This window comes from Nocardia sp. NPDC050378 (assembly GCF_040655675.1).
Lineage (GTDB): Bacteria > Actinomycetota > Actinomycetes > Mycobacteriales > Mycobacteriaceae > Nocardia > Nocardia coubleae.
Window position 1 is genome coordinate 58,097 of sequence record NZ_JBFAKI010000011.1, and the last position, 12,292, is coordinate 70,388.

At 66.4% G+C, this 12,292-nt stretch carries 14 protein-coding genes, 1 tRNA gene and 1 pseudogene; 10 read left to right on the forward strand and 6 right to left on the reverse strand.

Annotated features, from left to right (window positions below):
• Nucleotides 1–75: 75 nt before the first annotated feature.
• Both AB0I35_RS22770 and AB0I35_RS22775 read right to left on the reverse strand, forming a co-directional pair.
• Nucleotides 76–894 carry a MerR family transcriptional regulator gene (locus tag AB0I35_RS22770; protein ID WP_357398183.1) on the reverse strand — a complete coding sequence of 273 codons (819 nt, stop codon included), beginning with the start codon at nt 892–894 and terminating at the stop codon, nt 76–78.
• Nucleotides 895–938: 44 nt separating this feature from the next.
• Complete coding sequence (locus AB0I35_RS22775; RefSeq protein WP_357398184.1) at nt 939–2,894, reverse strand: TPM domain-containing protein; 1,956 nt, start codon at nt 2,892–2,894, stop codon at nt 939–941.
• Between the two features lie 101 nt (nt 2,895–2,995).
• On the opposite strand from AB0I35_RS22775, the gene AB0I35_RS22780 reads away from it, so the two are divergent.
• The 4 genes from AB0I35_RS22780 to dnaG all read left to right on the forward strand — a co-directional run bounded on the left by AB0I35_RS22780 (nt 2,996) and on the right by dnaG (nt 7,685).
• Nucleotides 2,996–3,673 carry an MBL fold metallo-hydrolase gene (locus AB0I35_RS22780; RefSeq protein ID WP_357398185.1) on the forward strand — a complete coding sequence of 226 codons (678 nt, stop codon included), beginning with the start codon at nt 2,996–2,998 and terminating at the stop codon, nt 3,671–3,673.
• A gap of 214 nt (nt 3,674–3,887) precedes the next feature.
• On the forward strand, nt 3,888–4,466 hold the full coding sequence (locus tag AB0I35_RS22785; protein WP_357398380.1) for a YdcF family protein: 579 nt from the start codon (nt 3,888–3,890) through the stop codon (nt 4,464–4,466).
• Nucleotide 4,467: 1 nt separating this feature from the next.
• A complete protein-coding gene (locus tag AB0I35_RS22790; protein WP_357398186.1) occupies nt 4,468–5,721 on the forward strand; it encodes a deoxyguanosinetriphosphate triphosphohydrolase in 1,254 nt (417 codons plus the stop codon).
• Between the two features lie 23 nt (nt 5,722–5,744).
• A complete protein-coding gene (dnaG, locus tag AB0I35_RS22795; RefSeq protein ID WP_357398187.1) occupies nt 5,745–7,685 on the forward strand; it encodes a DNA primase in 1,941 nt (646 codons plus the stop codon).
• Here dnaG and AB0I35_RS22800 read toward each other — a convergent pair.
• Nucleotides 7,682–7,933: a hypothetical protein gene (locus AB0I35_RS22800; protein ID WP_067486858.1), complete on the reverse strand. Its 252-nt coding sequence runs from the start codon at nt 7,931–7,933 to the stop codon at nt 7,682–7,684. The two genes, dnaG and AB0I35_RS22800, sit on opposite strands and share 4 nt — an antisense overlap.
• Nucleotides 7,934–8,130: 197 nt before the next feature.
• Between AB0I35_RS22800 and AB0I35_RS22805 the strand changes: the two genes are divergently transcribed.
• Nucleotides 8,131–8,203 (forward strand) — tRNA-Asn (locus AB0I35_RS22805).
• Nucleotides 8,204–8,282: 79 nt separating this feature from the next.
• On the opposite strand, the gene AB0I35_RS22810 is transcribed toward AB0I35_RS22805, so the two are convergent.
• Both AB0I35_RS22810 and AB0I35_RS22815 read right to left on the reverse strand, forming a co-directional pair.
• Entirely contained in the window at nt 8,283–8,471 is a 189-nt protein-coding gene (locus AB0I35_RS22810; protein WP_357398188.1) for a hypothetical protein, read from the reverse strand.
• A gap of 226 nt (nt 8,472–8,697) precedes the next feature.
• Nucleotides 8,698–8,868 (reverse strand): annotated as a pseudogene (locus AB0I35_RS22815) (integrase core domain-containing protein); the annotation flags it as partial.
• Nucleotides 8,869–9,265: 397 nt separating this feature from the next.
• Here AB0I35_RS22815 and AB0I35_RS22820 point away from each other — a divergent pair.
• The 5 genes from AB0I35_RS22820 to AB0I35_RS22840 are packed head-to-tail and all read left to right on the forward strand — an operon-like array spanning nt 9,266 to nt 11,798.
• A complete protein-coding gene (locus AB0I35_RS22820) occupies nt 9,266–9,598 on the forward strand; it encodes a WXG100 family type VII secretion target (RefSeq protein WP_357398189.1) in 333 nt (110 codons plus the stop codon).
• Complete coding sequence (locus tag AB0I35_RS22825) at nt 9,588–9,875, forward strand: WXG100 family type VII secretion target (protein ID WP_357398190.1); 288 nt, start codon at nt 9,588–9,590, stop codon at nt 9,873–9,875. The genes AB0I35_RS22820 and AB0I35_RS22825 overlap by 11 nt, the downstream gene beginning before the upstream one ends.
• 6 nt (nt 9,876–9,881) lie before the next feature.
• Complete coding sequence (locus AB0I35_RS22830; RefSeq protein ID WP_357398191.1) at nt 9,882–10,451, forward strand: hypothetical protein; 570 nt, start codon at nt 9,882–9,884, stop codon at nt 10,449–10,451.
• A gap of 16 nt (nt 10,452–10,467) precedes the next feature.
• Nucleotides 10,468–11,178 (forward strand): putative toxin, encoded by a 711-nt coding sequence (locus AB0I35_RS22835; RefSeq protein WP_357398193.1) that lies wholly within the window; start codon nt 10,468–10,470, stop codon nt 11,176–11,178.
• Nucleotides 11,175–11,798, forward strand: coding sequence for a HEAT repeat domain-containing protein (locus AB0I35_RS22840; protein WP_357398194.1), 624 nt, complete (start codon nt 11,175–11,177; stop codon nt 11,796–11,798). Before AB0I35_RS22835 ends, AB0I35_RS22840 begins: the two co-directional genes overlap by 4 nt.
• Nucleotides 11,799–11,819: 21 nt before the next feature.
• Here the strand turns inward: AB0I35_RS22840 and AB0I35_RS22845 are convergent, their stop codons facing one another.
• Nucleotides 11,820–12,188, reverse strand: coding sequence for a hypothetical protein (locus AB0I35_RS22845; RefSeq protein WP_357398196.1), 369 nt, complete (start codon nt 12,186–12,188; stop codon nt 11,820–11,822).
• Between the last annotated feature and the right edge of the window lie 104 nt (nt 12,189–12,292).

Below are 12,292 nucleotides of genomic sequence, written 5' to 3' on the forward strand. Positions count from 1 at the left end.
TCCTCTTTTCGTCGATCCGCAAGAACTCTAGATCGACTGTCCGACAAGAAATTCCACGCTGAACCCCGGCCGTGGTCAGCGCTGCGCGAGTGGTTCCTGGAGTTCGGTGATCCAGCCGTCGGGGTCGGGTGTCCACTCGAGGGTGACCTCACGCACCGGCGCGCCGGTACGATGCCCGTTGTCCTCAACCCAGCGACCCAGTTCCTGCCACGCGGCACCGATCCCGCCGACATTCCCGTGGTAGACCGTGGTCGCCACTCGGTCGAGCGCGGGCAGGTCGACGACCGAAATGTCCTGTACCGCCTCGGGTTCGGCATTCACCGGCACACACGCGTGCACCCGCACGGTCCCGTCGTCGGCGGGCTCGTAGTACGCGATGGCCGGACCGGCGATGGCGATGCCCGCCTGCGCGAGCCGATCGCTGAGCCCCTCGAACAGCGGCTGGATCACCGGGCTGATCTGGGTGGGTTCGAAACCCGCCGCCACTCCGCTCGACCTGGCCACCCGCACGGCGGGCACCGACTTGACCACAACATCCTGCTCGGGCATGACGCCCTCCTTCTCGATGATGCGGAGTCTCGCCTCGACCTCGGTCAACCGCGCGCGGTCGGCCGCCAATCGCTGTTCCAGCTCCGCCCGGCGCAACGTGAGCATGCCGCGTAGCTCCCGGGGTTGTGGCCCCGGCTCGAGCATCCGGCCTACCTGCTCGAGACTGAACCCGAGGCCCTTGAGCGCGACGATCCGGTTGAGCCGGGCCAGCTGCGCGGCCGAATAGAACCGGTAGCCGGTGGCCGGATCGACGCGGGCGGGCCGCAACAATCCGACCGCGTCGTAGTGGCGCAGCATGCGCACCGACACCTGACCGTGTCTGGCGAAATCTCCGATACTGAACATGACGCCCTCCGGTGTACGGCCTCACACAGTGTGAGAGTCAACGCTCAGAATCTGCCGCCTCGGCTCACCCGCCGCGACCCCGACGAGCCACCGAACGATCCGGGCCGGTACCCACCCCCGCGTGAGCCGTACCCACCACCGCGCGAACCGCTGATCGCTCCGCGCAGCAGACCGTCCAGCAGGATGCCGCCGAGCACCGCACCGGTCTGTCCACTTCCGGACATGGGTTGTCTTGTCTCCCAAGCCCGTACGCTCGCCTCCGCCTGCTGCAGGGCCCGCCCGCCCAATTCGGCGGCGGCCTGCGCGCTCCGCAACGCCAGTTCGGGATCGGTGCCTGCCTGCTGCCGGGCCTGATCGAGATGACGCTGCGCCTCCGCCAGCCGGGTGCGCGCCTCGGCGTCGACACCGCCGCGCCGCGTGGTGATGAACGACGAGGCGGCGTCGATCCGGCTGGTCGCGTCGAGCACCGTGCGGTCGAACCGACGGCGCAGGTCCTCGACGGCGAGCTTGCGGTCCGAGGCCGCGGCGATAGCTCGGTCGAGGTCGGCGTCGGCGGTGACCACCTCGTGGAAGGCACCGAGCGGATCGGCGTCGTCGACCGTGTTCAGGGTGGTGGTCGCGGTGGCCATCGCGCCGCTGAGCTGGGTGCCACCGAATTCGGTCAGCGTGGAAGCGGCGGCGAGATCGGCGCGCAATTCGTCCAGGGCGGCGGGTAATCCGTCGCGGGCCTGCTGGATGTCGGCGGCGGCGTGCTCCACGGTGTCGAGCAGCGTGCGGGCCTGGCCCAGAGCGGCCTCGGCCGCCCGGATAGCCGCCACCGCACCGCCCTGCTGCCCGGCCGGCTTCGTGAGTACGTCGCGGGCGGCGTCGATATTGGTCTGGGCGAAGGTGATTCGCTCCCGGGCCATGCGCACGTTGTCGCGCACAGAGGTCAGCATCGCCGGGGGATAGGTCGCGTCGAGCCGGGCCAGTTCGGTGTCGGCGGCGGGCAGGCGGGCGGTGAGCTCGACGACGGTGCGGGTGAGAGCGTCGAGGCGGGCGGGCGCGTCGATGAGCAGATCGCGCATGGCGTCGAAGTCGGCCACCTGGGCGTCGAGTTCGTGGTCGGCCTGGCCGGTGGTCGACAGCAGTTCCAGCAGCAGGGCGCGCTGCTGATCTGGAGTTTCGGGAACGGCGTCGTCGAGTTGCTGACGCAGGGCGAATGCCTTCGCGGTCGCCGCACGGGCCGCCTCGAGGGCGTTTCGGAACGGAGTCACCGCAGTCTCGCCGAATTCGCCGGTCGCCAGCGCCAATTCCTCCTCGCTCGTCCGCACCGCGTCGTCGATCTCGACCAGGCGCTCCTTCGACAACGCGTGCAGGGTCGGTAGCGAAAGCCGCGACAGCGCAGCCGAATCCGTGGGGTCCATGCCGCGTGCTGTCGCGAGTTGGGCCCGGTCCTTGGCATGGCGACGCCGGCGCATGACCAGAACGAGCAGACCGGCCGCCACCACCACGGCCAGTGCTGTCAACACCAGCACACCCGACGACGCGCCACCACCGCGCGCCGCCGCCCCGAGTCCCTCGGCGGTGTCGATCCCCGCCTGTGCCCACTTCTGTTCGCGCAGATCGGGTTCCACCGTGTCGGCCAGCAGCGACTCCACCTCGGCACCGGTGATGCTCGCGGGTGGGATGCCGTCGAACCAGTAGCCGCGGTCGTCGACGGCCACCGCGAGCAGCAGATCGCGATCGCCGAAATCGGAGAGCTCGGCCGTGCGCGCTGCCCAGTCCCGGGCGGACATGGACCCGAAATCGTGGACGTAGACGAGCCAGAGCTTCACCTGGTGATCGCGGTAGAGGGCGTCGACGGCGCCGAGAACTCGCTGTTCGTCCGCCGGGCTGAGCACGTCGGCGGAGTCGACCAGTTGCGGGCCCATCCGGACGGGCGGTTCCGCGCTCGCGGCCGGACACACGAGAAGCAGGGCGGCGACCACGGCGCCGAGCAGCCTTGCGGCCAATGACATGCGCGGACTCTTCCTCGGCAGCGGCATGAGTCGAATCTAACGGCCCGGACCGAGTGCGACGGGTACGACAGGTCGGCGCGTGCCTCACTACCATCGGGACCATGGTCACAGTCGATGCCCGCTACACCGGTCAGGTCGCCCCTGGCGGCGACGCTCAGCAGCGCGATGTCCCCGGCGCCCGCATCGTGAAAATGGCCGTCGGCGCCATGAACAACAACACCTACCTGGTGCGATGTGAGGCCACCGGGGCAACCCTGCTGATCGACGCCGCCAACGAGGCGAACCGCATCCTCGAACTGGTGAACCAGGAGGCCGAGGGGCAGGTCGAACTCATCGTCACCACCCACCAGCACCCCGACCACTGGTGGGCGCTGGCGGATGTGGCAGGCGCCCTCGCCGTCCCGTCGGCCGCGCACCCTCTCGACGCCGAACCGCTGCCCATCACCCCCGACCGCCTCCTCGCCGACGGGGAGACCATCGACCTGGGCGAACTCACCCTCACCGTCATCCACCTGCGCGGCCACACCCCTGGCTCGATCGCGCTGGCCCTGACCGACGGCGCGGGCCGCACTCACCTGTTCACCGGTGACTCCCTGTTCCCCGGCGGCGTGGGCAAAACGCACAACGCCGAGGATTTCGCCTCCCTGTTCACCGATGTGACGACCAAGCTGTTCGACCGCTACCCGGACGACACCGTCGTCTATCCCGGTCACGGCGACGACACCACCCTCGGTGCGGAACGGCCGCAGCTGCCCGAGTGGCGGGAGCGTGGCTGGTAGTCCCAGCCGAGCCGGGCACGGCGCGTCCTTCACCGGACCGGAATCGGGTAGTGACCGCTGGCCCGGCGGCCGGTCGGTGCCACCTGGCAGACTGAGCAAGGTGAAATCGGGTTCTTCGCGCACGACCGTGCCCGCTCCGGATGCCCGGCACCGGCGCGGCTTGCTCTCGACGGTCTCGATCTGGATCACCAGGCTGGTCGCCGGCGCGATCGTGATGGGCTTGGTGCTGGTCGGCGGGACGGCGTTCCGGGTGTGGCAGGTCGCGCGGATCGACGACCACACCCCGGCCGACGCGATCGTGGTGCTCGGCGCCGCCCAGTATTCGGGGACGCCGTCGTCGGTCTTCGAGGCCAGGCTGTACCAGGCGTGGCGGCTCTACGAGACCGGTGTCGCACCCCTGGTGATCACCGTCGGCGGCAAGCAGGAGGGCGACCTCTACACCGAAGCCGCCTCGGGCAAGCAATATCTCGAGGACAAGGGGGTGCCGAGCGCCGACATCCTCGCTGTCGAAACGGGTTCCGACACGCTGCGCAGCATCGAGGCCGTCGCCGCCGCCATGCAAGAGGGCGGGTTGTCATCGGCCGTACTCGTGAGCGACCCGTGGCATTCACTGCGAACCAGGACGATGGCGCGAGACGCCGGTCTGCACGCCTGGACCGCACCCACCCGCACCGGGCCGGCCGTCTACACGAGGGAGTCGCAATTCCACGGCATCGCCCGCGAAACCGGTGCGCTGCTGTGGTACCAGCTCACTCATTTCTCGGCAGATTTCCCTTACGAGGCGGGACAGTGAGATGACCGATACCTACACCCCGCACGACCGCGAACGCATGGTCACCGAACCGGGCAAAACCGCCTGGCCGGGTGCGGCGGGCAAGGGCCACCGCAGCGAATTCTCCCGGGACCGGGCGCGCGTGCTGCACTCGGCCGCGCTGCGTCGCCTCGCCGACAAAACCCAGGTCATGGGTCCACGCGAAGGCGACACCCCGCGTACCCGGCTCACCCATTCGCTCGAGGTCGCCCAGATCGGGCGCAGCATCGCCGACGGCATCGGCGCCGACCCCGACCTCGCCGATCTGGCCGGTCTCGCCCACGACATCGGCCACCCGCCCTACGGCCACAACGGCGAACGCGCCCTCGACGAATTCGCCGACGCCTACGGCGGTTTCGAGGGCAACGCCCAGAACCTGCGGATCCTCACCCGCCTCGAGCCGAAGGTCGTCGACGCCGAGGGGGAGAGCGCCGGACTCAACCTCACCCGCGCCGCCCTCGACGCCACCCTCAAATATCCGTGGGGCAGAAGCGGTTCCGGCACCAAGTTCGGCGCCTACGTCGACGACCTGGAGCGCCTGGCGTGGGTGCGCAAAGACGCTCCCGAGCGCAAGCAGAGCCTGGAATGCCAGATCATGGACTGGTCCGACGACGTGGCGTACTCCGTGCACGATGTGGAAGACGGCGTGATCGTCGGCCGCATCGATCTGCGCGCCCTCGCCGACCCCGCCGAACAGGCGGCCCTGGCCGAACAGGGCCACGGCGAACACCCCGACCAGTCGATCGATGCCCTGGCCGCCGCCGCGCAACGGCTGTCCGAACTCGACGTGGTCGCCGAGGCGGCGGGCTACGACGGCACCTTCGCGGCATCGGTCGCCCTGAAACGGCTCACCAGCGAACTCGTCGGGCGCTTCGCCACCGCCGCCATCGTCGCCACCCAGGAGCACGCCGGGCCGGGCCCACTGATGCGCTACGAGGCCGATCTGATCGTGCCGCCGGTGGTCGCGGCCGAGGTGGCCGTGCTCAAGACGGTCGCGCTGCGGTACGTGCGCTCCGATCGTGGGCACCTGGCCAGGCAGCAGACCCAGCGCGAACGCGTCCAGGCCGTCGCGGACCGCCTGCTCACCACCGCTCCGGCCCACCTCGACGACCAGATGCTGCCCTGGTGGAACGCCGCCACCGACGACACCGCCCGGGTGCGCGTGGTGATCGACCAGATCGCCTCCTACACCGAAAGCCGCTTCGAGCGGGTCGCGACCGCGCTGGACTGCCGCTGACCTGGACCCACTAGACTTGCCGCGTGGCCGGACGAATCCCAGATCGCGATATCGCGGCGATCCGTGAACGTGTCCGGATCGAAGACGTTGTCGGAGAGTACGTGGCGCTCAAACGCGCCGGTGCCGACTCGATCAAAGGCCTGTGCCCGTTCCACGACGAGAAGTCCCCGTCGTTCCATGTGCGGCCCAATCACGGCCTGTTCCACTGCTTCGGCTGTGGCGAGGGCGGCGACGTCTACAAGTTCCTGCAGCAGATCGAGCACATCGGTTTCGTCGAGGCCGTCGAGCAGATGGCCGACCGCATCGGTTACCAGATCAACTACGAGGGCGGCGGCACCTCGGTGCAGCGCGACCGGGGCACCCGCTCCCGGCTGGTCGCCGCCAACGCCGCCGCGCAGGAGTTCTACGCCGCGCGCCTGTACGAACCCGAGGCCGAGGCGGCCCGCAAGTACCTGACCGACCGCAATTTCGACCAGGCCGTCTGGCAGCAGTTCGGCTGTGGTTACGCGCCCGCGGGCTGGGACACTCTCACCAAACACCTGCAGCGCCTGGGTTTCGAGTTCAAGGAACTGGAAGCGGCCGGACTGTCCAAGCAGGGCAAACGCGGCCCGATCGACCGCTTCCACCGCAGGCTGCTGTGGCCCATCCGCAACCTTGGTGGCGAGGTGATCGGGTTCGGCGCCCGCAAGATCTTCGACGACGACACGATGCCCGGCAAGTACGTGAATACGCCGGAAACGTTGCTGTACAAGAAATCTCAGGTGCTGTTCGGTCTCGACCACGCCAAGCGCGAGATCGCCAAGGGGCACCAGGCCGTCGTCGTCGAGGGCTACACCGATGTGATGGCGATGCACCTGGCCGGCGTGAAGACGGCTGTCGCCTCCTGCGGAACGGCCTTCGGCGAAGAACACCTGCAGGTGCTGCGCAGGTTGCTGATGGACGACAACTTCTGGCGTGGGGAGATCATCTACACCTTCGACGGTGACGCGGCGGGCCAGGCGGCCGCGCTGAAGGCCTTCAGCGGCGACCAGCGGCTGGCCGGACAGACCTATATCGCGGTGGCGCCCGACGGGCAGGATCCGTGCGAGCTGCGTCAGCGCTCCGGCGACTCCGCCGTGCGCGACCTCGTCGCCCGCCGAACCCCGCTCTACGAGTTCGTGATTCGCGGCGTGCTCGCCGAATACAACCTCGACACGGTCGAAGGGCAGGTCGAGGCGCGACGGCGCGCGGTTCCGGTGGTCGCCCAGATCAAGGACAACGCGACCCGCAAGGGGTACGCGACGAAGCTGGCCGGTTGGCTCGGCGTGGACGACATCCAGTCCCTGGTGCGCCAGGTCGGTGACGAAGCCCGCAAGCACTTCCGCGGCGGCGCGGCGCCCGCCGACGACAAGGGTGGCCGCCGGGGCGCCGTCGCACCACGTCCGGTCGCGCCCGCCCGCGGCAACGGCGACTCGGCCCGACCCGACCCCCGCGAACCGACGTTGCTCGCCCAGCGCCAAAGCCTGTGCGCGGCTCTGCAATACCCGGGGATCGCGGGTCCGGCCTTCGACGACGTCGAAGCCGACGCGTTCATCCACCCCGCCTACGTGATGGTCCGGTTGATGATCGCGAAGGCCGGCGGCACCGCAGCGGGTCTCACCGGCGCCGAGTGGGTCGCGGCAGTGGCCGATCAGAGCGAGGACCTGCTCATCCGTGCCCTCGTCTCGGAGCTGGCCAACGAACAACTGCCCGTCCGCACGCAGGAAGACGTTCCGCGGCTCATCTCCGGGGTGCTCGCCCGCGTGCAGGAGATCTGGGTGGGCCGCCAGATCGCCGAGCTGAAGTCACGCCTGCAGCGCATGTCGGCGTCCGATCAGCCCGACGGTTACATGGAGCTGTTCGGCGACCTGGTGGCCCTCGAGGCGTACCGCAAGGACCTCGGGCAGCGGGCGATGGGCAACGACCCCAACGTCACCGGCGTCTAACGCCCCCGGCGCAGCTGGTTGTGCGGCACCATCACCGTGGTCCGCTCGTCGAGCGGCTCCATCGGCTCCAGCTTCGGCTGAGTGCTCAACTTGTCCGACAGCTTCTGCCTGCCCACCGACACCAGCTTCTTCGTCACGGGGCTACCCGTCACCGCCCGTGTCGCCGCACTGATCTGCTCATAGCGCGCCCGCCCGGCCTTCGTGCCGAGCACATACCCGGCCGCCACGCCGATGATCAACCGCAGCATCTCCTGGAGCTCCTCCCACGTCTGTGTGCGCGCCCCATCCTGCCCGACCCACCCCACCCCTGTCGATCCACCCCACCCAGGCGACCGGCCCACATGTCCGCAGGTAGCGGCCCGATTTGGGAACCCACGACCCCATACGCTAAAGTTTCATCTCGTTCAGCAAGCCAAGCTGACCCGAGCCCAACAGCTCAGGATATTCCCCTATAGCTCAATTGGCAGAGCAGCCGACTGTTAATCGGCAGGTTTCTGGTTCGAGTCCAGATGGGGGAGCACCTACCAGGGCAAACGTCATCGTTTGACCCTGGTTTTCTGCTTTTCGGGGTCATCATGACACGGAAACGTCACACTTTCAGCGTTTCAGCTGCTCCAAAGTCTTCGTGAAGTCGGGGGCCTGAGTCGGTTGATCGATGTAGTGGCGGCGGGTCACCGCATCGCTCGAGTGGCCGAGCTGGCGGGCTGCGTCCTCGGGGCTGTGTGCGGCCGCGATCATCGTGGCAACAGTCTTACGGAAGGTCTTGGCGGTGATCCAACTTCTCATCCCGGGCGTGCTTCCACAAGCGGTTGAAGTTGTGCGGGTCCCAGATGCCGCCGTCGCGGTTGGGAAACACCAAGTCGAGATCGTTGGGAACTGCAACTGCTTCGGAGCGAACACGACGCAGGGTGTCGACGACGAACGACGGGATCAAGACGGTCCTATAGCCTGCGTCGGTCTTGGTACGCGGTTGGCGCATTGAACCGTCACGGGTAAGGGACCGGCTTCTGATTCAGACCAGCGCCGGTCGGCGTGGTGGTTGTTGAGAGTAGTACGCGGCCTCGTGTTCGGCCGGGGTCAGGTAGTCCAGCCGGGAATGCGGTCGGGCGTTGTTGTACCAGTCGACCCATTCCATGAGCGCGAACTCGACCTCGGACAGGGTCGTGAACGGTCCGTGCCGGTTGACGACCTCGGTTTATCGACCAACGGGCCGATCGCCCTGGCGGCGGCATCCGGGGACTCGAACTCATCGAGGCGCTCCAAGACCAGCCGAACGGCCTTTCTCACGAACCTCGGGGGGATAACGCTTCGGCATGAGGTGACCATCTTCCACTAGAAAGAAACGGCCCCCAACCCGTGACGGTTCATGCCGACTGCGTGTGTAGAGCAACCGTGGGGCAGGTCGGGATCTGGGAACGGACACAGCCTGGCCCGCGCGCGTATCAAGTTGTGCGACAGGGAGCCATCCATCAGGTGCCGCCGTTCATCAAAGGGGGATTTGGGCGATGTTTACGTGATCGGGTGTGTCGCCGTCGCTTCAACGACCCGGTAGGTTGGACGAGTATTAGCGGGGGGATCGATTGACAACACCTGAGACGTTCGTCGCTACGCCAGCCGAACTTGTCGCTGCTGCGAAGGCGATACGCAGCCTGCTCGATGGTCTGTCCGGTGGGTTTGCATCGCTTGACCGAGAAGTCACCACCCTGACTGATACATGGAAGGGCAAGCAAGGCGAACAGTTCGCTGCCGGATTCGCTGACGTGCGTGAGGGGCTGTCGGAGCTGCTGGACGCTATCCGCGATACGACCGTTGCGTTGGATGCCAGCTCGGAGGCCTATCTTGGGCAAGATGGCGTCAACGCCGCCGCGATCGAATCGGTGGCCTCGTCGTTGGATTTGCCGGATGTCTCATAGCGTCAACCTCGAACTGCTGGACTCGGTTGTGGCGAGGATGACGGGTTTCGGAGGGCTCTTCGACGAGCAGATCACAGCTTTCGACACTGCGATCAGCAAGCTACAGACCGGGTGGGAAGGGGATGCAGCCTCTGCTCAACAGGCTGCCCATGCTCGGCTTATGGCTGCTGCGAAGGAAATTCGTGACGGAATCGAGGACATGCGGCAGTCCGCGCAGGCGGCGCATAGCAACTACACCGAGGCGATCGCTGCCAACGTGGCGATGTGGCGTAGCTGATCGGTTGTGTCGGAACTCGACGTCAACCCGGAGGCGTTCTACGAACTGTCCGGCGCCTACAGTCTCGCGAGCCGGTCGGCTACAACCGCGCTGACGAACATGGACCGAGAACTCCGTGACGCGATAAGTTTCAGTGGCAACGACAACAGCGGGGTGTTGTGGGCACAGGGCTACTGGACCTCAGGCATCGAAGCCGTCGTCACGGCAGGCAAGGCTACCGACGTCCTTGCGAGGATGGCAGCCCTGATTCGCCAAAGCGGTGTGAACCACGACCAATCCGAAAACGCCGACGACTACAACACCGGCAAGCAGCTGCCCGCCTCCGATCCGGGCGCGAAGACCTTCGTGCATCGTCCGCTGAAGTCTCCCTCTGGCGGTACCCGGCCGAAACCGGTCGGGTGGGAGATCGTGATGGGTACGTCGAAGTGGGTCGACGGTAATGCCGACAGGATGCAATCGGTAGCCACGAGCTGGCAGACCGTTGCCTCGGTCTACAGCACCCTCGAACACCGATCTGAATCCGAAGATGAGGACCCTCGCGTGCTCGACCAGCGAGGAAATTCCCGACATCGATGAAGCCCACAGATCCGTCGTGGATGGGTTGGAAATCCTCGGCGATGCGCTCCGTCAACAGGCCGGTGCAATTGATGGCTATGCCGTCGTTCTGCGGGCTGCGCAGGAGGGCGCGGAATGGGAGATGCAGCTACAAACTGTGACTCAGGCAATAAACACGGTGAACGCTGCCACCATCGGGCGACCTATCAAGAAACTGATCTTGGATGCGGCTGAGGCGGAGATCGAGCACTCCCGCAACAAGATTCAGGGAATGCTGAACGGCCTCGCCGATGCACAACGGGTCTCGTGTGCAACGTTCACGGCGGTGTCTTCGACGGTAGTCAGCGCGGTGAACACCAAGTTCACGCCGATTCTCAACAAACAGTTGAAGACCCCGCCACCTCCGACGAAAGCAGCGACCGTTCGCCGGAACAAACTCGAAGGGGCGAAAGCGGAAGCACGGGCTGGCATCGATACGAACAAGCCGAAGGAATCGATCCCTTCGGTGACGGGTAGGCGTAATGCCATACCGGACGACCTCGACCACACCACCAAACGCCTCACCGAGGTGAAGAATGTTCAGTATCAGTCTTACGACAACCAGCTCAAAGACGACATGGCTTACTGTCAGACCAATGGGTATGAGTTCGTCCTGATCACCGACCACAACACCCGTCTCTCCCAGGAGCTACAAGATCTCGTGAAGCAGGGCAAGATCAAACACACGACGATGGACTTCCGAAGTTGACTCCCACCGACGACGAAGCCGCGACCCGTTTGCTCGACGCGTACCGCCGGGCAGGTGGGTATGCCGACACGATCCCGGAAATCGGCAGCCGCCTCGGGGACTCGCCCACGGTCATCCCGGTACTCGCTGAGTGGCTCACCGAACTCGAAGACTGGTGGCCAGGCGTTGAGACGGAAGGCCGCGATATGGCGCGACTGAGCTTGACCAACGCACTGAACCGCAAGGAATCGCGCAAGACCATGGCGATCCCAGCGCTGATCAGCCAGTTCGACCATGCCAAACCAGCAAGCGCGCGCGTGCGATGGGCGGCGGGCAATGCCCTGTATAAGATTCCTGCTGGTAAAGAGCATTTCGACGCCCTCGCCTGCATCGCTGCGGACCGGGGATTCGGGGCTGAGCGGCAGATGGTGGTCGACTGGCTCGGCAAGTCGAAGCATCCCGACGCTGCTGCGGTCGCCACCGCCCAACTCGACGATGAGACAGTGCAAGGCCACGCACTCGACGCGCTGTCGAAGCTGCGAGCTCAGGGCGTGCGTGACCTGGTCGAACCGTTCCTGACATCGAAGTTTCCATGGTATCGGCGCAACGCGGAGCGGATCATCCGCTACGACCAGAGCTGACTCCTTCTCGCCCTCGCAGTGTCACCAGATCAGATGTTCGGCGGTGAAACCCTCTAGCGGCGCGGCGTCGACCCTCCCGTCGGAGATCGTGTATGGCTTGAGCACGCCTATCGCCGGTCCGTCGGCATGCTCGATGTGCACCTCGATCCCGCTCGACCCTGTTTCCGGCAAGGAAACGTCGATCGCGACCGCAGCGGCCCGAATGTCGGCTCGCCTCGCCCTGAGCGCGTCGAAGTTCATTTCCTTGGCACGCCGAGCGTCCCCAGTTCCCGCTCCGAACAGTTTCCTGTTGCCAGTGATGTCGATGGCCACGCTGAAGGGGTAGAACTCGCCGTGCTGCGTCAGTTGCTCTTCGGCACGGATCAGCGCAGCGTCGAGCAGGTCGTCCATGTCGTCTTGGACCTGCTGGGGTGTGGTGTCCCGCCAAGACATCAGTGAGCTCTCCTCGGATGGTCTGTTGCGACGCCGAGCTGGCGGCGAAGTCGTTCATGATC

Bases quoted from the DNA above. Each gene is read 5' to 3' on its own strand.
- AB0I35_RS22770 (WP_357398183.1), bottom strand. From the start codon at position 894: ATGTTCAGTATCGGAGATTTCGCCAGACACGGTCAGGTGTCGGTGCGC.
- AB0I35_RS22775 (WP_357398184.1), bottom strand. From the start codon at position 2,894: ATGTCATTGGCCGCAAGGCTGCTCGGCGCCGTGGTCGCCGCCCTGCTT.
- AB0I35_RS22780 (WP_357398185.1), top strand. From the start codon at position 2,996: ATGGTCACAGTCGATGCCCGCTACACCGGTCAGGTCGCCCCTGGCGGC.
- AB0I35_RS22785 (WP_357398380.1), top strand. From the start codon at position 3,888: ATGGGCTTGGTGCTGGTCGGCGGGACGGCGTTCCGGGTGTGGCAGGTC.
- AB0I35_RS22790 (WP_357398186.1), top strand. From the start codon at position 4,468: ATGACCGATACCTACACCCCGCACGACCGCGAACGCATGGTCACCGAA.
- AB0I35_RS22800 (WP_067486858.1), bottom strand. From the start codon at position 7,933: ATGCTGCGGTTGATCATCGGCGTGGCGGCCGGGTATGTGCTCGGCACG.
- AB0I35_RS22810 (WP_357398188.1), bottom strand. From the start codon at position 8,471: ATGAGAAGTTGGATCACCGCCAAGACCTTCCGTAAGACTGTTGCCACG.
- AB0I35_RS22825 (WP_357398190.1), top strand. From the start codon at position 9,588: ATGTCTCATAGCGTCAACCTCGAACTGCTGGACTCGGTTGTGGCGAGG.
- AB0I35_RS22845 (WP_357398196.1), bottom strand. From the start codon at position 12,188: ATGGACGACCTGCTCGACGCTGCGCTGATCCGTGCCGAAGAGCAACTG.